This window comes from Streptomyces sp. NPDC102462 (assembly GCF_044765425.1).
Taxonomy (GTDB): domain Bacteria; phylum Actinomycetota; class Actinomycetes; order Streptomycetales; family Streptomycetaceae; genus Streptomyces.
The window spans coordinates 42,795-65,535 of sequence record NZ_JBIWKB010000045.1 but is presented as its reverse complement, the minus strand read 5'-3'; the positions used below and the strand labels follow the sequence as shown (position 1 = coordinate 65,535).

Below are 22,741 nucleotides of genomic sequence, written 5' to 3'. Positions count from 1 at the left end.
CCGTTCGTGCCGGCGGTCGCCGGTGAGGAGACGAACACGTCCCCACGGCCCCGGCGCGCAGGGTGCGTCGCCTCGTTGTAGCCGAGCACGGGCCCGGAATACGCGGATGTCTGCCAGAGCGTGCATCCGCTGACCGTGCACGCTCCCTGACCAAGGGCAGGCCATCGCCCAAGTCTCCCTGGAGAGCGAACAGTTCGACGGAGTACCCGATGGCCTTGTCCCAATCTGAGCCGACGCGGTTACTGGATCGCGGCGGATGCCGTCGAGGCCCGGCGCGCTGCCGCAGGGGAGGAGGAGACGGCCGCCGTCAGACATGGCGCCGGGGGCCACCGCCGACGGCGGGTCAACTGCCCCAGGTGTCGTGACGCAGTCCGTCCGCCGGGTTCCACCACCAGTGCTGTACGGCCCCGTTCGGGTCGGTCGCCCACACGTGCTGGGCGTCCCCGATCAGCAGGGAGGCGGGATCGCCGCTGATGCCGGTGCCCCAGGTGTCGTGGCGCAGGCCGTCGGAGGACTGCCACCAGTAGTGCTCGACGGTCCCGCCGCTGCCGCGTACGAAGACATGCTGCTGGGTCCCGTCCTGCAGGAACGTGGGACGGCCGGTGACCCCGTTCCCCCAGGTGTCGTTGCTCCAGCCCGCCCCCGGACTCCACCACCAGTGCCGTAGATCGCCCGCGCTGTCGGTGAACCACAGGTGTTGCGCGTCCCCGATCTCCGCGACGGCGGGGGCACTGGCCGCATCGGCGGGAACGGTCTCGCTCTGGAAGCCCTGCGCCGCGTTCCACCACACGTGCCTGATCGCGCCCGTCGACGTACGTACGAACACGTGCTGCACGTCGCCGACCAGCATGACGCCGGGACGGCCGGTGGTACCTGTGGCCCAGGTGTCGTGGTGTGATCCGCCGGCCGGGTCCCACCAGGAGTGCTCCAGCTTGCCGGCGCTGTCCACCCACCACACGTGCTGGGCGTCGCCGATCATCATCGCGGCCGGGTCGCCGGCGACGCCACCGGTGGCCCAGGTGTCGTGGGTGGTCGTGGCAGTCGCCGAGTCCCAGAAGTAGTGCTGCAGCGAACCGTCCGAGCCGCGCACGAACACGTGCTGCTGGGTGCCGTCCACGAAGGCGACCGGGGCGCCGGTGACCCCGGTGGCCCAGGTGTTCGCCGCGTATCCGGTGGAGCTGTCCCACCAGACGTTGCGCAGCGCGCCGGAGGCGTTGGTGGTCATCACATGCTGTTGGTGCGGTGAAAGGTAGACCTGCGAGCCCTCCGCGGCCCACGTGGACCCGGTGCTGCCGCTGGGCAGCGCCGACGCCTGGCCCACGTACGCATGGCACTGGTTGCCGGCGTCGAGGTCGGTGGTGATCTGGATGAACGACTTGCCGTCTGCCGAGCCGAGCAGCGGCGAGGAGTAGCCGGGGCAGGTGGGGGCCGGGCCGCCGCCGGCGTCGGACAGCGGCACCGGCGAGGCGATGTCGAACCACGAGCCCTGGCCGCCCCCGGTGTTGCCGAGCACCGTCTTGCCGTCGCCGGCGGCGAAGCTGCCGTCCGCGTTGCGCAGGCGCATCGCGGTGAGCAGCACGGTGTTCCCCGCGACGGTGATGGTGGGGGTGCTCGCCGGGTAGCGGCCGTCCGCGGTGCGCACCCGGGTGCCGATGTCCGAGGGAGTGCCCCAGTTCCAGCCGTCGGGCGAGCCGCGGACGTACGCCTCGCAGACGTGCGAGCCGCCGCACACCTCGTAGCTCATCAGGTAGGACCCGCCGGGCAGCTTGCGGACCACGGCCATCCCGGGGCGGGCCGAGGAGTCGGCGAGCGCGACGGCGTCGCTGACGTCGGTCCAGGTGACGCCGTCGGTGGACCGGGCACGTTCGAGTTTCTGGCTGTGCGCGGGATCGGTCTCATCGGAGTAGAAGACGACGAGGTGCCCGTCGGACGAGACGGTCAGTTCCGGCTCCCACAGGCCGAGACTGCTCGATGCCGTGGTCACGGTGGACAGATACGACCAGCTCGCACCGAGGTCGTCGCTGCGCCACACCCGGATCGACATGTGCCTGCCGCTGCCCGCGTCGGCTCCGAAGGACGCCGCCCACAGGAGCGTGCCGGCGGGCATGCCGCCCACGGCGCTCGGCAGTTCGTAGAGGGTCTGGCAGCACATGCCGGTGGAGTTGACCGGGTCGTTGACGGCGCCGACCTGTGTGTACGTTCTGCCGTTGTCGGTGCTGTGGAAGATGGCGCCGACCCAGTTGCTGTTCTGGTTGGTGACGACCGCGGCCACCACCGTGCCGTTCGACGACCCGTTGTGCTCCAGGCGGACCAGCCTCGGGTAGTACGAGTACCCCGGCCACATCTGAGTGCCGCCGCCCGGCACGGAGTGAGCAACCGGGGCGACGGAGAGCAGGCCGATGAGGGTGAGCAGTGTGGACAACGCCGACAGGACGCGTCTCATGGCATCACCTCGGGGGAGTGGTAGCAACGGCGTCCACGGCGTGGCTGTCGGCGATGGCCGTGTGGCCCGCCATACAACGTTGTAACCGAGGCTCGTGTACCTGTCAATGCGTCAACATCCGGTCGGTACAGCGCCCGGCGCAAGGCCCGGTCCAAGGACGGGCCGAGAGCGCCGGCTTCCAGAGGACCGGCGTCGTTGCCGCTGCCGCTCAGTGACGGGCTGTTCGCCGTGTCGGAACAGAAACTGGCCGAGCGCCCGGCGGTGCACGGCCGACCGGACCAGACCTGGAGCGTCAGGGCGTGGTGTCGGCTGGAGCTGACGGCCTGTGATTCCTGCGGTAGGCCGACTGCCTGAGGTAGGCGCAAGAGGGGCGGGCCGACCGATGAGCGGCGTGGCCCGCCGTGGGCGCCGATCATCCGGCCACGGCCCGCTGGCCGACCGAGCCGGACGCCACGCTCGCCGAGTTCGTCCCCAGGCTGCCGCCGAACTGCGCGAGGCGGCCGCGCTACCGGTGCCCTGGACGCGATGCGCACCGTCACGAGCCGACGGCATCTGGATGAGGGCGTCGAGGCGCGTACGGCAGCTCGGTTTACAACGTTGCACAGACTCTTCAACTGAGCATCGACTCATGGCAGTCTGAGCCGTGAACCTCCGGCGTTCCACCCGTCGAACCTCCCGGGAGGGACCTGTCCGCTCGTTCTCGCGGAAGGAGTACTCGCATGACCCTCGATCGTCGGCGATTTCTTCACGGCGGCACCGCGGCTCTGGGCTCGCTGGCCCTGAGCGGTTCGTTGCCGGCCGGCGCGGCCGCACGCGTGATGGCACCAAGCAGCCCTCCGGGCAAGGCGACCGCAGCCGGCGAGGGTTCGGCCACGCCTGCGATGTACCCGGCAGTGGGACCCGGAACAGCCTTCCTCGACCACCGGTCGCTGCTCGCGGACCTGCCGGAGCCCGAGTGGTACGAAGCGAACATCCCCTTCGTCGACCTGCCCGATACCGCGATACGGGACACCTACTACTACCGGTGGCGCGTGATCAAGCATGCCCTCAAGTACACCGGGCCCGATGAGGGGTGGATCCTCTCGGAGTTCCTGGGTCCGGTCGGCTACTCCGCGCCGTACGGCGGGATCGTCGCCGCTGCCGCTCACCACATCCGCGAGGCACGCTGGCTGCGCGACCACCGCTACCTCGACGACTACATCGGCTACTGGCTGCACGGCAGCGGTTCAGGGCCCAAGCCGGCCACGGACGCCCTCAACAAGAACACCACCGACTGGGCACACCAGTACTCCTTCTGGATCGCGGACGCCGTCGTGGCCCGGGCCTCGGCCGACGGCAGATGGGAGCACGCCCTCGGTCTGCTTCCCGAGCTGGAGCGTCAGTGGAACGGATGGGCTCCGCAGTTCGACGACGAGGTCGGTCTCTACTGGCAGACACCGGTATGGGACGCGATGGAGTACACCGCGAGCTCCTACCAGAGCGACGACCCGTACCACGGTGGTGACGGCTTCCGCCCCACCCTCAATGCCTACCAGTACGGCGATGCCAGGGCGATCGCCGCGCTCCTGCGGCGCCGCGGCCGACGAGGCGACGATGCGAAGGCCGACCGTTGGCGGTCTTGGGCATGTGGAGCTGCCAGCCGGGCTGCAGAAAGCTGTTCGCGCGGAAGAGGGTGCCGTCGGCCATGGTCCGTCCCTTGTTCAGGTCGGCGATCTCCCGCCACCGTTCGCCGTCTCCCAACTCGTGTTCGGCGATGGCCCACAGGCTCTCCGCCGGCCGCGTCTCGCGTACCGTGTACGTACGCGACGCCTGGGTGCTCGCGGAGGATGCGGGTGAGGCATGGTCGGCTTGGGCGGTGGCCTGCGGGGGCTGGACCGCCTGGCCCGGCACAAGTCCCGCGGTGGTGGCGGGGGCGGCCTGGGCGTTGGAGGCCAGTGCCGAGCTGGTGGGCAGAAGTACCAGGATGCTGCCGATCAGCAGGGCTGCGGCGCGCTGTGAGGCGCCCATCCCTCGCGGGGCGTGCCAGGTGCGGCCCCGCAGCTGTGCGATCAGCTCGCGTACCGCGCAGAAGGTGAACTGCGCCCACCCGGTCCAGCCCACGGCGATGAGCAGCAGCAGGAATACGCTGCCGGTGTCCTGCCGGTCCAGCAGGTGGGTGAGGTCGTCGTGGGTGGTGGCCCAGATGACTGGGGTGGCCCAGGCCAGCAGCAGCGGCAGCCCGGCGACCGCGGCGGCCAGGACGAGCAGGCTCATCACGGCCTTGAAGACCCGGGCCAGGGCGTGGCCCATCGTTGCGGCGGGGGAGCGGGTGGTGCGCATCAGTTTCCTTCGGGAGCGGTGACGCCGTGCAGGAGTGTGGCTGTGCCATGGCCGGTCACCGGCAGAGAGCCGATCCCGACCACCGACAGGAACGTCGTGTCGTACGAGCCCGTGACGGTGACGGTGAGGGTTGTGCCGTCGCCGGCCACGCTGACCGTGCCGGTGGCGCCGGCGGAGTGCAGGTAGGCCTGCGCCGCGGCCGCCGCGACTTGGGGATCGACGGTGATCGCGGTGCCGTTGATGGCGTCGGCGGGGTCGATGGCCTGCCCGCCGGCCCGGGCGGCCTCGCCGGCGATGTAGTCGGCGCGCTCGGTGGCGCGCATCTTGCTGCCGCCGTCGACGGCGACGCCGATGATGCCGATCAGCGCGAACACGCACACGGCGACGAACACCGTGACGCCGCCCCGGTCTTCACCGCTGGCCTGCCGTATCCGGTGCAAGATCATCAGTCGCCTCGCTGTCTGTACTGGTCCACTACCGAGGTCGCCGTCGACGTGAGTGTCTTGGCTCCCGGCACGCCCGGCAGCAGCAGATCCGCCAGATTGACCGTGCAGGTCACGGTCACGGTGACGGTGCCGACCTGCCCTACCGGCGCACTCAGGCCGCCGGTGTTGACGCGGACGGATGTCGACGCGCACGTGATGCCCTGGTCGCCCAGGGACTCTGCGGCTGCTGACTGCGCGGCCCCTTGGGCGGCCGCCGCGGTGCGGTGAATGGATGCTTCCCGGGCCGCGTCCTCAGCCGCAGAGTCGATCTTCGCGCCGGAGGTGACGATGCGGCCGCCGGCGATCGCCAGGCACAGGAACATGATCAGCGGCGGGAGGACGATGGCCGCTTCGATCGCGGCACTGCCCTCGTCACTGCGAATCCTGTGAGCCAGGCGGGCCATGTATCGCACGTGATTCACTCCCCCGGGACAGTCCAGCGCTCCACCGGGCCGGACGCCGACTGCGTGACCCGCAGGCCCGACAGACCTGGGATCATCGACAGGGCCGTGCCGGATACCTGGACCCGCACACGCTGCCCGTCGCTGCTGGCCGTGACGCTGCAGCCGCTCAGGCTGTCGCCCGCAGTGCGCCCCAGCACGGCCTGCGCCTGGGCCGCGCCCTCGGCCGGACTCGACTGGTAGGCACGGGCCGCGGTGGCGCCTTCGCGGGCAGCGGTCAGGGCGATCTGCCGCGCGTAGTACCACATGGAGGCCTGGATGACGGCGAGTGTGGCGAGCAGCACGAACGGGAAGATGATCGCCATCTGGATGCTGGTGTCACCGCGGTCGTCGCGCCATCTTCGCCCCTGCCACCAGTCCTTCAGCCGCTCGGTCACAGCCCGTTGAGCTTGCCGTTGTACTTGGCGATGACGACGGCGATGGTCCCGGCGATCAGGACGGAACCGGTGACGGCGGCCACCCAGATGATGACGGTCGTGGTGGAGATGTCGCCGCGGTCCGGCCGGCGGGCGGCCTCCTGAAGGCCTTCCTGCACGCGTGTGGTCAGCCGGAGGACCGCCTTGTTGGCGCGCGCCCAGGCACGCGCTCCCCGACGAACAGGCCCCGGTCCCTGGGACGCGGTGTACGGGCCGGTGTGCGGGTGCGTGGTCGCCCGGAGCACAGCACGGCGGGTGCGGGCTGCGGTGTGCGTCATGTTCCGTACCTCTCTGGAGCGTTGAACGAGTCGGAGTGGTCTTCAGACGGTCAGCATGCGGATCACCGCGGGAAAAGCCATCAGCAGCATCACCAAGACGGCCAGGAGAGCTCCCGGCGCGGTCATCTTCTCGCTGGCCGCGTTCGCCTCGGCTGCCTGATCAGCCAGCAGTTCCGCATTCAGCGCGGCGGTACGGGCCCGCAGCGCCTTGTACACGGCGGCGCCGTCCGTGGCGCTGCCGCGCATGATGTCGGCGACGTCGTCCAGGACGGGCAGGTCGTACTCGGCCGCGAGTTCCGTGAGTGCCTGATAGGGCGGGATCTTCTCCAGCCGAGCCCGGCGCAGTGCGCCCTGCAGATACAGGAACGGCCAGCCCTCGCCGACCTCTGCCGCCTTTTCCAGGGCCTCGGCGGGGCCGGCGTCGGCGGCCCGCTTGAGCGCGACCAGGTCGAGGTAGGCGGACAGGGCGTGCGCGAACTCCTCCCGTGCCCGCTTGGCCTGGTCCCGCACCGCCAAGTCGGGGGTGATGAACAGCAGGGCGGCGACGATGAGCCCGACGCCGGCGGGCACGTAGAACGGCAGGCCGACGCCCGCGATGACCCACGGGATCGTCGCGATCACGGGGCAGAGCAGGCCCAGCGCGGCGAGTCCGGCCTTCTTGAGCATGAACTGGCCCGGCCCCTGCCCGAGCAGGGCCAGGTTCGTCGTGGGCACCCTCACGCCCGGGAGCCGCTCGAGGCGGGCCAGCAGCCACCGGCCCCACACCTCCTCGCGGTCCAGCTCCGGCCCGGGCATCGTCAACGTGGCCGGGGCACTGCGCTTCAGGGCCGGCCCCAACGCGGGCTGCGGCTGCAGCAGTTCCCTAATCAGCAAGGCGACGCCGGCGCCGACCGTGCCGCCGGTCACAACGACGGGGATCAGGTTCACGACGCGGCTCCTTCCGGCTCGCGGGCGCCGACCGGCTGCTCCGGCTCCGGCACGGGCGCAGGCAGCCGGACCGTGCTGGTCGGGTCGGGAATGAGGAAGCGGGGGATGCGGCGGAAGGAGCCCAGCTGCCGCATCAGGGCCAGCACTCCGACGAATCCGGCCGTCAGGAAGGCCAGCACGAGCTGGCCCAGCAGCGTGGAGTACGGCTTCGTATAGCTGGGCACGAAGAACCCGGCCACCACGACCCCCACGGTGATGATGGTCATCCACCGCACGGTGGTACGCGGCTTCGCCCGGTCGGCCTCGATGGCACGCTTGCGGGCGACCTCCTCGCGGACGGTGCCCGACAGATCCTCCAATGCCTGAGCCAGGCCCGGGCCACGGTCGTTGACGGACAGGATGAGCGCTGCGGTCACCTTGTCGGCTGTGACGTCGTCGAGTTCGTCGGCGAACGCGCGCAGCGCTCCTTCCGGCCGCCAGCCCAGGCGCAGCCGGTCGGAGAGGTTGATGATCTGCCCGGCGAGTTCGTCCGGCGCCCCCTGACGGCTGGTGATCATCGCCTGTTCCAGGCCCATACCCAGCCGCAGCAGGCCGGCCAGCCGCTGCGTCCACTCACTTAAGCCCTCCAGCTGGCCGATGCGCTCCTGCGCCATCTGCGCGGGGGTGATCAGCCAGGGCACGCCGATGACGGCCGTGCCCAGCAGGGCACCGCCGACGAAGTTCCCGGATACCAGCCACACGGCTACGAAGACCACGACGGCCGCGACCATGAGGGTCCGCCGCCGCATCCGCGCGTCCTCGCTCTGGCTCTTCCCGCCGCGCAAGACCGCTTGCCAGCGCTTGAGTAGCGGGGCCCGCCGCGCCGCCGTGGTGCCCACGGCACCGGCCACGACACCGATCAGCCCGCCGACGACGGCCATGCCGCACAGCAGCCCGAACAACAGGGTCATCGGCTCACCCCCACCTTCAGCGGCAGCGGCGCCGGCCAGGCCCCGTAGGGCTGCTGCAGCAGCGAGGAGTCGAAGCCGACGCGGCGCAGGTCGTCGATGCAGCCCGGGTCCATCTTCGGCACCGCCCGCAGCTCTCCCCACTCAGCTCCGGGGGCGAAGATTTCATTGGTGGCGGGACGGCCGTTCTCGCCGATCCCGGTCAGCTCCAGGACGTGGGAGACGTAGCGGTGGCGGCGACCGCCGATCTGCGCCTCGTCCGTCATGTCGACGTACACGATGAAGTCCAGGCCGTTGGCGGTCTGCCGATATGCAAGCTGCTCGGACAGGTTCTCCTGGGCGAGCGCGTACAGCTCGGCGATCCGGTCGAAGATGATGTCCGGCCGCCGCGCGTGAATAGTGCACAGGTTGCCGCCCGACCCGTTCGTCAACGCCTGCATCATCGCGACGACTTCGGGCCCGCGGACCTCGCCGACCACGATCCGCTCCAGCGACATCCGCAGCGCTGGGTGCATCAGGTCCAGGAGCGTGACCTCGCCGGCGCCACGCCCGGTGACGTCCTTCTCCCCGTTCGACTCCCGGCCCACCAGGGACACGACCTGTTTGTGGTAGCCGTTGGCGTGGGCGAACAACTCATCCTCAGTCTGGATGGTCGCAAACCGGCACTCCGGGGCGAACTCCTTGAGCATCGCCCGCATCAGCGTGGTCTTCCCGGCCTTCTGCTTCCCCGCGATCATGATGTTCTTCTCCGCGCGCACGCACGCGCCGAGGAAATCGCGCAGGATCGGGTCGATGGTCCCCAGCCGGACCAGGTCGTCGAGATTCGCGTGGGAGACCCGGTGCCGGCGGATGACCGCATACGTCATCGGACCGAGCCCGGTGATGGCCTGCAGGCGGGAGCCATCGGCCAGGGACAGGGCGAGAGTGGGGTTCGCGGTGGAGATGGTGCGCTCGCTGTGCCCGGATCCCCGGGCCAATTCCCGCAGAAGCTCCAGCAGTTCCTCTTCGGAGTCGGCGATCGGGCCGACCCGGCGGCGTTCGCCGTCGCCGTAGTCGAGCCAGACCTCGTGCGGGCCCTGGATGATGATGTCCTCGACCCGCTCGTCGTCCAGGTACGGCTGGAGCCGGCCGGCCCGAAAGAGAAGGTCGTACACGGCGCGCCGCAGCGCCTCATCCTCTTGGGGCGTCATCGCCTGGGCGTCGGACCAGAGCGCAACAGCCTCGGCGATCCAGTTCAGACAGCGCTGCTCTTCGCTGTCCCGGTCCATGTCGGGCTTGGTCTTGAGGAGTTCCTCGCGCTGCCTGGCGACCTGGGACGCAATGTCCCGGGCCACCCGGTAGGCGACGGTGATCTGAGGAACCGCCGTGCCGAGCACCTGTGTACTCGCGGCAGCGCCGGAAGGTGGCGGTGTGCCGTTGGCCTGGTGCACCCACTGCTGGGGCAGCGGTGCCACCGTGGGGTCGGGGTGCAGGGGCCTAGCCTGCATGCGTCACCTCCCCGCCTGCAGCGCGCAGGCTGCCTGGATCGAGGCGGGCCCGGCGCATGGCGGCCCGCTGGAGAAGCAGCGTGCTGCCCGTGCGGGCGGCCTTCATCAGCGGCGACTTGGTGAAGTGGCGTGGCTGTTCGGCGCCGTCGGACAGCACGCGGGCGTCCTTCGGTGCGTACGGCAGGGTGGCGATCACGGGCACCTGCAGCACACGCTGCACCTCGCCTGCGGGATACGGGCCCTCGTTGATCATCAGCACGCTGACGTCACCTACGCGTTCCTCGAGTGCGCGTACACGGCCCTCTGCCGCCTGCAGGCAGCGCAGGGTGTTGCGGACCACCACGAACGTGGCGTCGGCCTGCTCGGCAAGGACCCCGGAGGGCCCGTAGGCCCCTCGCCGGCCGAGGTCGATGAGGACATCGTGGCCGCTCTCGGCCTCGATGCCGCGGAACATCTGCGCCAAGATCTTCCACACCTGGCCGAGGCTCGCCGCCTGCGAGGGGTCGGTGATGCCGGGCAGCAGCAGCCGGTCGCGCGGTGACTCCTTCTTGCTGTCCTCGCTGCTCAGGTCAATCAGTTGCCGCCAGAAGGCGTCGCTGAACTCGCCCTTGCGGGCAGCGACGCTGAGGTTGCGCAGCCCGTACCGGTCGCCGAGCGTGCCCTGCAGCAGCCCGTGCAGAACGGCACCGCCGTCCGGGTCGCACTCGGCCAGGATCATCCGCCGGCCTGCCTCCAGCGGCCATGACAGGAGCAGGGCGAGAGCGCTGGTGGTCACGCCGGGCGCGCCACTGCAGCCGGCGAGCGCAATGACAGCCATCAGTTGCCGTCCGGAGCAGCGAGGACCAGACGCAGGGTGCCGGCCGCCTCCCACGCGGCGGCTGTGGGACCGTCGGTCGCGGACGTCGCGACGTCGACGACCACGACCCCGGTACCGGGGGCGGCGCCGGACGCCTTCACGACCCGGCCGTCGATGGTCTGCGGAGCAGCGTCGGACGTCTTGCCGGTATCCGTCGTTCCCTGGGCCGGGACGTGCACCAGCTCGACCTTCTGGCCCGGCACCAGCGCGGTGGCCGGGATCTGCTTGGGCTCCAGGCCGATCGGCACCAACTGCTCACCGGCCTTCACCAGCGAGTCCTTCGTCACCTGCGAGGGGGCGAGCAAGGAGCCGGGCTTGAGTTCGACAGCGGCCCGCTTGCCGACCACCGACTTCAGGTCGTCCGAGCGCACCGCCTTGACGGCTGGGTCCAGGGCGACGGACGCCTTGCCCAGGTCGTCCTCGGTGAGGACCTGGCCGACCTGGACGTCGCGGACCACGGTCACCACGTCGGTGCGGTTGCCGACCTGGAGCAGGAGGACGGCAACTCCGGCGCCTCCGGCGGCGATCAGCGCCAGCGACAGGGCGATGACACCTGGTCGTCGCCTCCGGGCCGACACTCGGGGCGGGGCCACGGGCCCAGCCACACGTCCCTGCTGGGGGACGCCGTTCGGAGCTGTGTCTACTTGGGTCTTGCTCACCGTTCTGTCCTTCCGGCGGCTTTACCTGACGACCTGGACTTCGCCGACCGCCACCTGCACGTTGGTCTGCCGGACCTCGGTGAGCTGGCCGGCTTGTCCGCCGCCCTGCCAGTTGATCGTCCATGTTGAGGTCGCGGTCACCGGGAACTTGCTGTTCTGGGCACCGGCCGAAGTCTTGGAGTACACATGTCCGCAGGTCGGGGACTGGGCCATGCCCTCGGACGATGTGTAGGAGGTACCGGGGCCGGTGCAGGTCACGGAGGCACCGTCGCCCATCGTCCACACAATCTTCGACACCTCCGCGGTCGCGGTGACGGTGACCCCGCCCGCCGTGGCCGACGCGGTGTTCGGTCCGTAGGTCGTGGCGCTCTGGTTGACCCACATCCACATCGGAACACCGACCGTGTACTTCCCGGCCGCACGCGGGCTGGCGATGTCCGGACCGAGCAGCGTCATCGAGTCGACTGCTCGCTGCGCCAAGACAGCCGGGTCGACCGTCACTTGCTCGGGCGGATCAGCCAGCCACACCATCCGAACGATGGTGTTTCCGTCGAGGTCACCCCAACCGCATGTCTGTTCGTACACGGCCCCGTCGCCGGGTTCGTGGCCTTCCCAGTCCAAACTGTCGGCGGGCGGCTGCGGGTCTGCGAGCTTATATTTGCAGACCGTCGTATTGCCGTCGTCACCGACAGACGAACCGCTTCCACCTGTTCCGCCCGTGCTGTCGCTGCCCCCTGCTTGACCGCCACCCTGTCCGGGAACGTCGACCTCGACCTGGCAGGTGTACAGGCCGCACTCGATACCGCCGTCGCCCTTGGGGTCGTCTTCCGCGTGGCTGGTGACAGGGATGGAGAGCGCGGCCAGGAGGGTTGCTGCGGTGATGGCGATGCAGCGTGTCAACATGACTTCCCTTGGGGCTCATCGCTAGTGACGCGCCACCCTCCCGGGTACTTCTCGACGGTGCTGACGATCAAGTACTTCGTCAGCCGGTTTTCCGGGAGGGACACCGGCTTCTTGGTTTCGGCGTCGACGGTCTGCCACTTGGAAATGTCCAGGCAGCTGGAGACGGTCGCGTTTGGGATCTTGCCCTCTGCTTCGACCTTGGTGACCGTCTGGTCGGTGAGGGCGACGCTGCCGGTGTAGATGCGGCCGCGGTCATGGGCGCGCTTGGCGTCGGCCTCGGCGTTCTTCAAGGCGGCGGATGCGGCGTACTGATCAAGATGCGCGCTCTTGCCGGTGGGGTCGGCGTAGAGCTTTTCCATCTCCCGCCAGTAGGCCCCATATGTGGCGATCGCTTCCTTCTTCGCCGTGTCCTTCGGGTCAGCGGTGGCAGATGCCGTGGGGGACTGCGTGACGCTCGGGGACTCGTCCGTCGCCCCATCCTTCCCGTCGGATGAGCTGCACGCGGTCAAGGCGAGCGCAGCGCACAGCGTGATGGAGGCGGCGGCGACCTTTCGGAAGTGAACAGCGGAAAGAGGAATGTGTGCGCGACGTTTCACGATGCCTCCCCGTACGGCGCGGTGTGACATGACCGCTGCCTGAGCCGCCGACGGACGGCAGTCCAGTTCCGCGGCCTGGTCCAGCTGCGGTGATCCGTTTGCGTAGCGGCAAGATTACGCATATGCCAGTCAACTTCCCAGCTCGATATTTGAGTTCACTCGTACAACGCGGGTGTATCCGGTCGCTTTCGGAACCGAATGTCGCTTTGTATTTCTGTGTGTTCGCTCGTCCCGCTCGCGTACGAACGGGCGAATCTCGGCAGGACGGTCCCAACCTCCTGTCACGTGCCTCCACTCGCCGGTTCTTCTTCTGGCCGGCCTCCGTGGCGTTGGACGCGACCGGGTGCCTCTCCCCGAACCCGCGTGTTTCGAACACGACTGCGGCGGCGTGGAGTTCAGCAGCCAGGACGGCCCGCACGGCGTCGGCGCGCTGCGTGGACAGCACGTCGCCGTGCACGGATGAGCCGAGGTTGTCGGTGAAGCCGGAGACGCGGACTCGTGTTGCTCTCCGCTGCTCGATCTCCCGGGCGATCGCAGTGATGCGGGACCGTGCCGCATCACTCAGCCGTGCACTGTCCTCGGTGAACAGCACCTCGGCCTGGAGCTCGTACGTCACCTCCGTGTTCGTGTCCGCGCGGCGCTCGCCGCCGTCCTGGTCCCCGACCACCCGGCTGATGCCGGCCGGGTCCGAGGAGAGATCGAGAATCTTCGGAGGGGCGAGCCTCGCGCCGCTGCGCAGCGCGAGGCCGGAGCGGCTCCGGTGGGAACTGGCGGCTGCCTGCTGCACGCTGGTGGAGGACGCCCCCAAGGTCGCTGCCAGGGCGGTGAGGGCGAGGAGCGAGGCCGTGAAGCGGGGTCGGATCGGGCGCATGGTGCTGCTCACCTCATCCGGAGATCTTGATGTTCGCGGTGTCGAACAGCGGCAGTTGGAAGCCGACCGTGGTCGTGCTCGCTGGAGGGGCGGGGAACTGCATGAAGACGCGCACGCCTTCCCCCGGCCTTGAGCGTGGAGAGACCGGTGGTGGTCAGGGGGTGTCCGTCGGTGTCGCGCAGCACGTAGTAGCGCTTGCTCCGGGCGAAGTCCACGACGGCCCCGGCCAGCGACGGGCCGGTCCTGAGGACCTCGAGCTCGTTGCCGCGCAGCTCCGCGGGGACGACGGTCAGTTCGGCCCCGTCGTTCTTCAGGTCACCGCGGACGGTGAGGTAGCCGGCCGGGTCCCGCTCGGCAGACGTGATCGTCAGTGCCAGGCCGTTCTGCCCTTGGAGTTCAGCCAGCGGTGTGCCCGCCCGCACCTCCTGCGGGCCCGGGGCGGAGCTGCCGGCGTCGGAGGCGGCTGCCAGCGCGCGGTCCTGCTGCTCGCTGCCGTCCGAACAGGCGGCCGCTCCCAGCATCAGCCCGGCCGTGATCGCCAGCGCCGCGAGGCGCCTGCCCAGGGGCGCGGTGGTCCAAGTGCTCATGGCACTGCGTCCTTTCGGTGAGGAGTCCGCAAGGGAGAGGGCCGCGTGGCCGTCGCGGCCCCAGTGGCGGGCGGGCGGCGGGGGCGTCCTCACCGGCCGGGCGGGAGTGTGGGCCACACGGTGATCACGTCACCGTCGAGCGTCACGTGCCGGTCCGGGAACCGGCCGCGGACCAGGTTCAGGTCGTCCAGGTCGAAGTCGCCGGTTCCCTCGAGCACGTAAGCGCTCCCGATGTGCGAGACGGCCCGCGTCCGCAGGGGCCACACTTCCGCCTCGCATCCTTCGTTGCTGCGAATCGCGCCAGTCGTCTGTGTCATCTGACATCCCCTAATGTCCGTGCAAGCAAGGTGTTTTTGAGTCGACACCCTGCCGTGCAGCAGTAAATTACTGGTTCGCGCGAGCAAAGCTCAAGTGGTTTCCGGAGCAGTTGCAAGCCTGCGACATTCGGCCGCCCGCGACTGATGCGGTGTCACAGCTCGGTCCAGGGACGGGGCTTGCCGCCAGCCAGCGGCTCCCACACGTCATCGGTGGCCCCGTGCTCTTCGATGTCTTCGAGGACAGCTGCTCCCAGCGGCACCTCGCGGGCCATCTCAGCCACGAGCGGATGGTGGGCGACCATGGCCTTGAGGTCGCTGATCCGGTTGTCCATCGCCTGCCGTCCGGCGCCGGTCAGCACGAAGAGAACCCGCGGGAACACCGGGTACCAGCGCAGCCATCCGGGCCCGCCCGCCTGCCGGCGCCGGCCGACGGGCTGCGGCTCGTACGCCCACAGACGGGCGTACTCGATCAGTTTCGCGGCCAGCCGCTCAGCCCCCATGGTGGCGCGGTCGACCTCGACGAACGCCCTGAGCTTCCGCCGTTGCTGGCCGTCGATGAGGGTGTAGTGCATGACCGCGTCGGCCACGACCTTCTCTCCGTCACCGATCGCGTGGAACACCTCGGGGGTCCAGTCCAGGTGTCCGTGCTCGTCACCGCGGCGGCGGGCATCGGCGACGAACGCCAGGTGCGTGCGCACAACGGTCAGGGTGTGGGGGGTCTTCAGCGAGGCGGCCGTCGCCGTGGTGATCGGATACGGCGGGCGGCCCCGCAGCGCTGGCCAGTCCCTCGTGAGGCGGGCGCCCTTCGGCGTGAGGTACCAGACCCGGGTGCGATGGGACTGGGGCAGCACCGCGAAGTCGACCAGGCGCTCGTCGAGCAGATCGTTCAGCCGCTCCGAAACCGACTGGCGGGAGCGGTCGGGACGCAGCAGGACGTGCAGCTGGCCGGTGGAGGCCATGCGGTGCTGGGCGAGCGTGGCCAGGAGCTGATGCGCGAGGGACTCCACGGGGCTGGGCGTGAAGCCCGCCGCCGTACGGTCCTTCGGCTGTGCAGCGGTCATTTCCATTCGTTTTCCTTCGACAGGTGGACAGCGGCGGCGCCGGCAGGGGAGTGCGCGGCGAGGAAGGCGGTGACGCGGCCGAGCTGCTTCGCGGCGCGGTCGGTGAGCTGGTCCAGCGGGAGGGCTCCGGCGTTGGCCTGGGCGGCCCGCTCCAGCGCGGGCACCTCCCGCGGGCGGGCCTGGGCGGCGAAGACGTCATCGAGATGGGGCCCGCGCAGCTGGATGGGCCCGATGCGCCGCCCGTGCACGTTCATGGAGACGTAGTGCTCGAACCGGTCCATGGTGGCGACCCGCTCGGGGCTGGGGTTGTCGCCCCACTCCGCGGTGATCGGTGCCACCGCCGACTTCGACCCGGCGGTGGTGGCCAGCGTGGACGCGTTCTGCACCAGGGACAGCCGCACCGCGGCCGGGAGGCGGGCCAGCAGCTGGGTCATGCCGTGGATGTGGCACCGGTACTTGCGCAGATCCTCGAACATCGCGGCGATGGTCTCCGGGGCCGCGCCGGTCAGCGTGATGAGCTCGTCGAAGTACGGGCGGAACGGCACCCGCTTCACCTCGGGGGTGTCCCGGCGGGAGCGGGCGGCCCGCAGCAGATCGCGGGCGAGCAGCGCGGTCAGGAGCCGGTCGGTAGGCCCGTTGCCGCCCGGGCACACCCACACGATCATCTTGGAGTCCATCGCCGCGCGGATGTTGTAGACGCCGACGGGCTGGCCGAGGAACGCGCGGGTGACCGGGTTGGCGGCCAGCTGGGCGATCGGGTTGAGGACCACGGCGAACGCGTCGGGCGGCAGGGTCGGGAACACCGACTGCCACCACGCGCGGGTCTCCTCATCCAGCCGGCCCGCCACCGTCGCGAGGGCTGCCTTGCGGAATGCCGCGTCGGTGAGCAGGGCCCGTACGTGGAAGATCGTTGCCTGGTCCTCGGGCCGGCCCGCCTGGCAGGCCGCCTCGTTGACGGCAACCAGGACGGTGAGCGCGGCCGTGAGGATGGTGAGCGCGCGCGGTGCCGTCGCGTCGTCCCAGGCCAGTGCGGAGGCGTAGGCGTCGGCGATCGCCTCGACGACCTCGTGCGCCGTCTGGCCCTGGTGCATGGCGAGCGGATTCCACGAACTCACCCGCGGGTTCGGTCCGAGCCCGTTGAGGTCGACCAATGCGATCCGCGACATCAGGGTGTCGTGCGCCAGGAACGGCAGGGCGCGCGGCCAGGAGTCGCGGTGCGGGTCGACGAAGATCAGCCCGCCGCCCGCGTGCGCCCAGCCGATCGCCTGCGCCAGCGCTCGTTCGGTCTTGCCGCCGCCGGCCTTGCCGACCCCGACCTCGAACAGGGTCTCCTCGGCGTAGGTGGCGACCAGCCGCTCCCGGCCGTCCGGGCCCCGGTAGATGCCCTGCAGCAGCAACTCGGACTCGCCGAAGGCGAAGGTCGGCAGGTCCCCGGCGAGCACCGGCAGGCGACAGTTCATGGTGGGGGGCTTGAGCAGCCCGGTCAGCTCATCCAACCGGACCCAGTTCGCACGGGGAGGCTGGCAGTGCCCCAGATTCCAGCGGCGCTCGAAGCCGCGCCGGGTGGGCCAGTGATCGGCGCCGAACCGCCACGGGCCCAGCCGCCAACCGCGCATGGCCCACCGGGAGCGGCCGCCGAACACATCGAACGCGGCCTGGAGCTGGGCGAGCCTCGCCTGGGCGCGCCCCTCGGTGTTCGAGGCGCACATCACCAGCAACTGGACCCGGACAAGGTGGTCGTCCTCGGCGAGCTTGCCCAGCGCCTCGGCCGGCTCCACCCGGCGCGGGACCGGCGGCATCACCAGCCGCCGGCTGTTGCCCGAGCCAGGGTTGTCACTGAGGAGCTGCTGCAGCTGAAAGCCCAAGGAGTCCTCGATGCCACTGGCGTCCTGCCGCAGCCAGTGCGCGGCCCGCTGGGACTCCCTACGTTCACTCCGGCGTGCGGCGCTCATCAGCTGCAGACGGCGCGCCCGCAGTGCCCACTTCGGGGCGCGCTGGATGTCGAGCCGGATCTCGGCGAGGTCGCCGAGCTCGGCGCGCAGATCGGCCACGGCGTCGACCAGCGGCTGGAGCGGGTCGGGGTTGAGCGGCACCACGCGCAGCGGGGAGGTGAGCTTGCCCCGCAGGATGAACTCGGCACGCACGGTGTGTGTGCGGGGCTCGTCGACGATCCGCCGGCCCCGGTTGACGGTGATGTCCGGTCCGAACGGGGTGATGGACAGCAGCCGTTCACCGCCCGCCGGGCCTTCGATGCGGTAGCGCAACGGCGCACTGCCGTCCGCGCGCAGCCGAATCTGCACGGTCTTCGCCCTGCGGGGCGCCCACCAGGGCATGGCCGTGGACGCGCGGGCGAGCTGGACACCGCGCCGGAAGATCTCCTCCAGGCTCGGGTCGAAGTGCCGGTTGGAGACGAGCTCCAAGGCCATCCGCTCGGCGGAAGCCTTGGCCGCGAGTCGGCGTACCACCATCTCGCCTACGCCCCAGACCACGGCGATGGCCAGGGCGAACAGGTACCAGTGGTCGTAGAGCCAGTCGGCGGCGTCGACCAGGCTGGTGACCAGGCCGAGTACCTGACCAGCGGCCGTGTCATCGGCTTGGTTCGTCAGGTACGGGGCTGCGGAGTCCACGACACTGCTCCCTTCGTCGCAGTTGTTCGGGTGAAGTGCCAGTCGGTGATGCGGAGGTCAGTGAAGGTGCCGCCGCGGTCCATGCCGGCCCATACCAGATGGACCACCGCCTTGGTGGGGCTGCCGTCGCGGCGGGCGATTGCGGCCTGGATGCGGAAGCGCGCGGTGGCGAAGGCCGGGGCGAGCTCCTGGCCGGAGTCGGGGAAGACCGTGGGCCACTGCCCGCGGCCGACTCCGGTGGCGTCCGCGCGCAGCAACGCGCGCCCGGCGGTGAGCAACTCCCGCTCGTCCGGGGCGGGAAGGTCGGCGGGCCACGCCGCCTCCAGCGACCGCTGGATGGCCCGGTCGCCGGCCACGCCCTCGCCATGCGGCGGCAGAGCGGACTCAACGACCGACGGTGTCGATCCCGCGGGTGTCGTGGAGGGAGCCGTGGCCACGGCCGGCTTCCGCCCCAGAGCGGAGAGCGCAGATGACGGATCCGCGGTCGCCTGCGCGGTCGGCGATGTCGCCGGAGCAGGTGGCTGCTGACCGTGCGGCATGCCCAGCAGGGCGATGCCGGCGACGGCGAGCAGGGCGGTGCTCAGCAGCAGCAGACGCGGTGAGCGTGGGGTGGCGGTCACAGCAGCCGCGCTCCCCCCGCGAAGCCGGACATGGCGTTGACCGAGTCCAGCCGGACGACCGCGCCAGGGCGAGCGGCGTTGATCATTTGACCGCTGCCGAGGAAGATCCCAACGTGGTAGATCGTGGAATCGCGTCCGGGGGCGTAGGCGTAGAAGACCAGGTCGCCCGGCTTGAGGGCGCCGGTGCCGAGGCTGGCGGGGATGCGCTGGCCGACGCCGGACTGCGCGGCCGCAGTGCGCGGAAGGCTGATGCCGACCTTGGCGTACGCGTACACGGTCAGGCCCGAGCAGTCGAAGCCCTTGATGTTCGCGCCGCTCTTGCCGCTGGGGGAGCAGCAGATGCCGTACGACTTGCCGCTCGCGTTGCCGCCTCCCCAGGAGTACGGCACCCCTCGCTGGGAGAGCGCCGCCTCGATGACGGTGCGGACCTTCCCCGAGACGTTCTTCAGATCCGGGTCCTTGGCGGCCGCCGTGTACTGGACGATCCAGCCCAGCACGTTGGCGACGTACTCGCTCGAGTGGTTGTACTGCAGGATCGCGGACTTCAGCTGGGCGCGCTGGGTCAGGTCACGGCCGCCCCCACACAGGTAGATCGCGGCGCCGAGCGCGGCGTCATCGGCGTTGTGCGGGTCGGCGATCTTGTCGCCGCCTGCGTCCTTGCCGATCGACTCCCACGTGGAAGGCAGGAACTGGAAGGGACCTACAGCTCGCTCACCTTGAGAGGTGCCGTCCCACTTGCCGTTGTCGGTGTCGGGGAAGGCGGTGGTGTTGCCGCCCTGGCCGGAGCCGTTGAGGAGAACCCCGTAGATCTTCGGCCGGATGTCGCCGCCTGCGGCGATGTTCCTGCCCACCGCGTGGTTGGACTCGACCTTCGCGATCCCGGCGAGGATCGGCCAGCGCATGCCCTGGCACTTCGGCACGTACTTCCCGACCTGCTGGACAGCCTTCTTGTAGGCGGTCAGCATCCGCGGCGGGATGTCCGCGGCACTGCCGCCTTCGGCGATCCCGCCGTCATCCTGCTGGCCCGTCTTCAGCGCGACGTACACGCTGATCGCGTTGCCTACCGGTGCTGCGCAGCACACGGCAGCGAACAGCAACAGCATCACCACACACCCCCACCGCGCCATCCGGCGCCGGGACGGCCTCACCCGCCCTCACCGTCCTCCGGCTGCCGGGCCCGCTCCTGGCGACGACGCTCGGCGTCGGACGCGGTGCGCCGCATCAGCTCCTGGAAGCGGGCTCGCGCCTCGTCACGGGTGCTGCTGCGCGCGCCGCCTCCTCCGGGGAAGACCGGCCCGGACCGGTCCGGTGCCGGACGCTGGGGCGCACCGCCTCCGAGCCGGGTCGGGGACGTCGGCGGCGGGGTCGGCTGGGTGCTGGCCCCGGCAGCAGGCGCAGCGGGCCGCGGTGAGGACGGTCGTGCACGGCCCGGGGAACCAGAGCCGGCCGGACGCGGCACCGGTGCCGGTGCCGGTGATGGACGGGTCGGCAGGCGGCGGCTGACGAAGGGACCCGTCCCCCCTCTGTCGTCCGTGTGATCCCGCACGACCCGGGACACGTGACGGCCCGTTTCAGCCCAGGCCCGGCCGTCCTCGCGAACCGTGTTGCCCCACACCCGCACCTGCTGGCGGGCGTCTTCGGAGTAGCGCGAGCCGCCCGTCCGGGCCCGGCGGACGTTGGCCGGCAGGCCGACGGTTGCCCCGTACGCAGCCCGGCCCCCGCGGTGCAGGATGCGGTAGCCACGGAAGCGGACCAGCCGGTTGTGCGCCCGTGTCGACAGCAGGGTGCGGTCGGCGTTCTGGTCGTGCAGCACCTGGCCGGAGTTCCGGTCGACGACCTGGCCCTGCTCATTGCGGTAGCGGTCGGGAGGGCCCGAGGGCCTCCGCGGCCCTGTGCCGCCTGAACCGCCGTCGTCGCCGCCGTCCGACGGGCCGCCCGCACCCGGGTCGCCGTCGGCGGTGGGCTTGCGCCACTTGGCCAACTGCTCCTTATCCGGCCGACGCCCGATGAGCAGCCAGTGCGCGCCCTTGGCGCCGAGCCGTGCGCCCAGCCCGCCCACGGCGGCCGCCGCGGTGAGCGGGGCCAGACCCCGTCCGGCTTCGGCCGTGGCATCGGCGAGGATTCCGCCTGTGTCCACCGGCATGCCCGCGCCGTCGAAGAACGAGGTGAGCGCCCCCATCAGCCTTTGGCGGGTGCCGAGCATCCCGAACCGGCCGCCCCTACCGCCGGCGAAGGCGCGCAGCCCGCCGCCGTATCCGCCCATCACGCCAGGGGAGTTCATGGCGAGGGCAGCGCCGAGCTCGGAGGTGTCGCCGGGCATGTGGGTGCCGCCCACCTTGGCGTAGCGCATCCGCATGGCCATGCGCCGGCCGAAGGAGGTGATGCCGGTCAGCAGTCTGCGGTGTCCGGCCGCTCCGGCGATGGCGAGGACGTCGATGAGGAGGATCCGCTCGACCATCAGGTCGGGGCCGTTGGTGATGGTCGCGTCGATCGCGATCCCGAAGAAGGGAATGAACGCGCAGATCCCGACCACGGCCAGGACCGCGATCCCCCACAGGGACAGCCACTTCCACACCGACTGGCGCGCGGGCCCGGGCAGCATGCCCGCGACGAAGGTGACGCCGCCGACGGCCGCCGCGGCCGCGCACACACCCTGGGCGCCGAGCAGAACGATCGCGCTGGAAAGCAGCATGCCGCAGATGAACAGCGCGGCGATCAGCAGCAGGAAGGCACCGCCGACCCGCCACCACGTGGGCTTCTCGGCGTAGGCCGCGCACGACTTGCCGACCGGGCCGGCCTTCTTCATGTCCGAGAGGAACGCGGCGAACGCCTGGTCCTCGTCGGTGACGATCGCATTGGAGGCGTCGAGGAGTTCGCCGCCGGGTGTGAGCGAGGGGAGGTCGTCGGTGCTGGGCGGCTTGTCGTCGACGCCGCGTTCGCAGTACTTCTTGCCCGGCCCGTGGATCAGGCTGCAGGCATCCTTCGCCTTGTCCGACGGGGTCGAGCTGGGCATGTACCCACCGGTGATCCATTTCAGATGGACGGCGTAGGCCTTGCGGTCGGAATCCTTGGCGGGGTCGAGGATGCGCCCGTACTGAAGGAGCATGTACGGCTTGACGATCAGGGCGTTGGTGATCGAATCCTGGATGGGCCTGGCCACCTCTGTTGAGGAGACCGGTCCTTCGCCCTGCTGCTCCTCGCACTTGATCTCGGCATTGCCGGCCATGCCCGCGCACGGGTCATAGCTGGCGATCTTGCCGCCCCAGTCGTAGGAGTTGACGCTCTGCTGGGCGACCTCGGCAGCCACCTGCTGGGACTGCCCCAGCGGTCCGTCCGGACCGAGCAGGGTGTCGGGGCGGATGAGAGCCGAGGCAGCAATCGCCCCGATGAGCAGGGTGAGGAAGATTTCGCCCAGACCGCGGCCGACCCGGCCACGCACGATCATGAACCCCGCGAAAACGAAAGCCCAAGCCAGCAACAGCCCCTTCAGTCCGAGCGTGTCGACGACCACCGTGTCGTAGGTGTCGGCGACCTTCTGCGCCGGGCGGGTGAGGAGCTTCAGCAGCGGGAACCGGAAAGCCACCTCGATCGCCCACCCGGCCAGCCCGACCAGCAGCCGGATCAGCGTGAACAACCCCGAAAGGGCGAAGGACAGGGCCTGGGTCTTGAAGGCGACGATGGAGCCGCCCTCGGCGTTGAGGTCGTACCCGTCGATCGGCACACCCTCGGAGGAGTAGATGTTCAGCGGGGCGAGCAGGTCTCCGGTCTCGCTGTTACTGCCGGCCGCGTAGACGACCTGGGTGTTCACCATGAGGAATACGCCGGTGAGCAGCACGACGAAGCCGGCGGAACGCAGGGTCGCGCGGTCTGGACGGAACACG

Annotated in this window: 19 protein-coding genes and 3 pseudogenes; 1 reads left to right on the top strand and 21 read right to left on the bottom strand. The window is 70.3% G+C overall.

From position 1 onward, the window contains the following. Positions 1-343: 343 nt before the first annotated feature. Positions 344-2,443, bottom strand: coding sequence for a hypothetical protein (locus ACIRFL_RS31225; protein WP_404034923.1), 2,100 nt, complete (start codon positions 2,441-2,443; stop codon positions 344-346). A 719-nt stretch (positions 2,444-3,162) separates the two neighbouring features. Here ACIRFL_RS31225 and ACIRFL_RS31220 point away from each other — a divergent pair. Next, positions 3,163-4,032, top strand: a pseudogene (locus ACIRFL_RS31220) (MGH1-like glycoside hydrolase domain-containing protein); the annotation flags it as partial. Here ACIRFL_RS31220 and ACIRFL_RS31215 read toward each other — a convergent pair. From ACIRFL_RS31215 to ACIRFL_RS31120, 20 genes and pseudogenes are all read right to left on the bottom strand, one after another. Then, positions 3,992-4,762 (bottom strand): annotated as a pseudogene (locus tag ACIRFL_RS31215) (LysM peptidoglycan-binding domain-containing protein); the annotation flags it as partial. The pseudogenes ACIRFL_RS31220 and ACIRFL_RS31215 overlap by 41 nt on opposite strands. After that, positions 4,762-5,208 (bottom strand): pilus assembly protein TadG-related protein, encoded by a 447-nt coding sequence (locus ACIRFL_RS31210; protein WP_404034921.1) that lies wholly within the window; start codon positions 5,206-5,208, stop codon positions 4,762-4,764. The gene ACIRFL_RS31210 and the pseudogene ACIRFL_RS31215, both read right to left, overlap by 1 nt. Continuing rightward, on the bottom strand, positions 5,208-5,651 hold the full coding sequence (locus tag ACIRFL_RS31205) for a TadE/TadG family type IV pilus assembly protein (RefSeq protein ID WP_404034939.1): 444 nt from the start codon (positions 5,649-5,651) through the stop codon (positions 5,208-5,210). The genes ACIRFL_RS31210 and ACIRFL_RS31205 overlap by 1 nt, the downstream gene beginning before the upstream one ends. Before the next feature lie 14 nt (positions 5,652-5,665). Then, a complete protein-coding gene (locus tag ACIRFL_RS31200) occupies positions 5,666-6,085 on the bottom strand; it encodes a TadE/TadG family type IV pilus assembly protein (protein WP_404034919.1) in 420 nt (139 codons plus the stop codon). Beyond that, entirely contained in the window at positions 6,082-6,402 is a 321-nt protein-coding gene (locus tag ACIRFL_RS31195) for a hypothetical protein (protein ID WP_404034941.1), read from the bottom strand. The genes ACIRFL_RS31200 and ACIRFL_RS31195 overlap by 4 nt, the downstream gene beginning before the upstream one ends. A 42-nt stretch (positions 6,403-6,444) precedes the next feature. Next, entirely contained in the window at positions 6,445-7,329 is an 885-nt protein-coding gene (locus ACIRFL_RS31190) for a type II secretion system F family protein (RefSeq protein WP_404034917.1), read from the bottom strand. Next, positions 7,326-8,279, bottom strand: a complete 954-nt coding sequence (locus tag ACIRFL_RS31185) for a type II secretion system F family protein (protein ID WP_404034915.1) — start codon at positions 8,277-8,279, stop codon at positions 7,326-7,328. Before ACIRFL_RS31185 ends, ACIRFL_RS31190 begins: the two co-directional genes overlap by 4 nt. Continuing rightward, positions 8,276-9,763, bottom strand: coding sequence for a CpaF family protein (locus tag ACIRFL_RS31180; protein ID WP_404034913.1), 1,488 nt, complete (start codon positions 9,761-9,763; stop codon positions 8,276-8,278). The genes ACIRFL_RS31185 and ACIRFL_RS31180 overlap by 4 nt, the downstream gene beginning before the upstream one ends. Next, positions 9,753-10,580, bottom strand: coding sequence for a hypothetical protein (locus ACIRFL_RS31175; RefSeq protein ID WP_404034911.1), 828 nt, complete (start codon positions 10,578-10,580; stop codon positions 9,753-9,755). The genes ACIRFL_RS31180 and ACIRFL_RS31175 overlap by 11 nt, the downstream gene beginning before the upstream one ends. Continuing rightward, a complete protein-coding gene (locus tag ACIRFL_RS31170) occupies positions 10,580-11,212 on the bottom strand; it encodes an SAF domain-containing protein (protein WP_404034909.1) in 633 nt (210 codons plus the stop codon). Before ACIRFL_RS31170 ends, ACIRFL_RS31175 begins: the two co-directional genes overlap by 1 nt. 87 nt (positions 11,213-11,299) lie before the next feature. Further along, a complete protein-coding gene (locus ACIRFL_RS31165) occupies positions 11,300-12,181 on the bottom strand; it encodes an ATP/GTP-binding protein (RefSeq protein ID WP_404034907.1) in 882 nt (293 codons plus the stop codon). Continuing rightward, a complete protein-coding gene (locus tag ACIRFL_RS31160; RefSeq protein WP_404034905.1) occupies positions 12,175-12,777 on the bottom strand; it encodes a hypothetical protein in 603 nt (200 codons plus the stop codon). Before ACIRFL_RS31160 ends, ACIRFL_RS31165 begins: the two co-directional genes overlap by 7 nt. A gap of 358 nt (positions 12,778-13,135) precedes the next feature. After that, positions 13,136-13,648, bottom strand: a pseudogene (locus ACIRFL_RS31155) (OmpA family protein); the annotation flags it as partial. A gap of 8 nt (positions 13,649-13,656) precedes the next feature. Beyond that, on the bottom strand, positions 13,657-14,235 hold the full coding sequence (locus tag ACIRFL_RS31150; protein ID WP_404034903.1) for a hypothetical protein: 579 nt from the start codon (positions 14,233-14,235) through the stop codon (positions 13,657-13,659). An 89-nt stretch (positions 14,236-14,324) separates the two neighbouring features. After that, positions 14,325-14,453, bottom strand: coding sequence for a hypothetical protein (locus ACIRFL_RS31145; RefSeq protein WP_404034901.1), 129 nt, complete (start codon positions 14,451-14,453; stop codon positions 14,325-14,327). A gap of 251 nt (positions 14,454-14,704) precedes the next feature. Continuing rightward, complete coding sequence (locus tag ACIRFL_RS31140; protein ID WP_404034899.1) at positions 14,705-15,619, bottom strand: replication-relaxation family protein; 915 nt, start codon at positions 15,617-15,619, stop codon at positions 14,705-14,707. Then, positions 15,610-18,240 (bottom strand): ATP/GTP-binding protein, encoded by a 2,631-nt coding sequence (locus tag ACIRFL_RS31135; protein ID WP_404034897.1) that lies wholly within the window; start codon positions 18,238-18,240, stop codon positions 15,610-15,612. The genes ACIRFL_RS31140 and ACIRFL_RS31135 overlap by 10 nt, the downstream gene beginning before the upstream one ends. Continuing rightward, positions 18,216-18,860, bottom strand: a complete 645-nt coding sequence (locus tag ACIRFL_RS31130) for a hypothetical protein (RefSeq protein WP_404034895.1) — start codon at positions 18,858-18,860, stop codon at positions 18,216-18,218. Before ACIRFL_RS31130 ends, ACIRFL_RS31135 begins: the two co-directional genes overlap by 25 nt. Continuing rightward, positions 18,857-19,963 carry a C40 family peptidase gene (locus ACIRFL_RS31125; protein ID WP_404034893.1) on the bottom strand — a complete coding sequence of 369 codons (1,107 nt, stop codon included), beginning with the start codon at positions 19,961-19,963 and terminating at the stop codon, positions 18,857-18,859. The genes ACIRFL_RS31130 and ACIRFL_RS31125 overlap by 4 nt, the downstream gene beginning before the upstream one ends. Positions 19,964-20,004: 41 nt before the next feature. Further along, complete coding sequence (locus tag ACIRFL_RS31120) at positions 20,005-22,740, bottom strand: hypothetical protein (RefSeq protein WP_404034891.1); 2,736 nt, start codon at positions 22,738-22,740, stop codon at positions 20,005-20,007. Between the last annotated feature and the right edge of the window lies 1 nt (position 22,741).

What these genes read in the sequence shown, in the direction of transcription:
- ACIRFL_RS31210 (WP_404034921.1), bottom strand. Translation starts at nt 5,208, where the DNA reads ATGATCTTGCACCGGATACGGCAGGCCAGCGGTGAAGACCGGGGCGGC.
- ACIRFL_RS31165 (WP_404034907.1), bottom strand. Translation starts at nt 12,181, where the DNA reads ATGTTGACACGCTGCATCGCCATCACCGCAGCAACCCTCCTGGCCGCG.
- ACIRFL_RS31175 (WP_404034911.1), bottom strand. Translation starts at nt 10,580, where the DNA reads ATGGCTGTCATTGCGCTCGCCGGCTGCAGTGGCGCGCCCGGCGTGACC.
- ACIRFL_RS31185 (WP_404034915.1), bottom strand. Translation starts at nt 8,279, where the DNA reads ATGACCCTGTTGTTCGGGCTGCTGTGCGGCATGGCCGTCGTCGGCGGG.
- ACIRFL_RS31180 (WP_404034913.1), bottom strand. Translation starts at nt 9,763, where the DNA reads ATGCAGGCTAGGCCCCTGCACCCCGACCCCACGGTGGCACCGCTGCCC.
- ACIRFL_RS31205 (WP_404034939.1), bottom strand. Translation starts at nt 5,651, where the DNA reads ATGGCCCGCCTGGCTCACAGGATTCGCAGTGACGAGGGCAGTGCCGCG.
- ACIRFL_RS31125 (WP_404034893.1), bottom strand. Translation starts at nt 19,963, where the DNA reads ATGCTGTTGCTGTTCGCTGCCGTGTGCTGCGCAGCACCGGTAGGCAAC.
- ACIRFL_RS31195 (WP_404034941.1), bottom strand. Translation starts at nt 6,402, where the DNA reads ATGACGCACACCGCAGCCCGCACCCGCCGTGCTGTGCTCCGGGCGACC.
- ACIRFL_RS31140 (WP_404034899.1), bottom strand. Translation starts at nt 15,619, where the DNA reads ATGGAAATGACCGCTGCACAGCCGAAGGACCGTACGGCGGCGGGCTTC.
- ACIRFL_RS31225 (WP_404034923.1), bottom strand. Translation starts at nt 2,443, where the DNA reads ATGAGACGCGTCCTGTCGGCGTTGTCCACACTGCTCACCCTCATCGGC.
- ACIRFL_RS31150 (WP_404034903.1), bottom strand. Translation starts at nt 14,235, where the DNA reads ATGAGCACTTGGACCACCGCGCCCCTGGGCAGGCGCCTCGCGGCGCTG.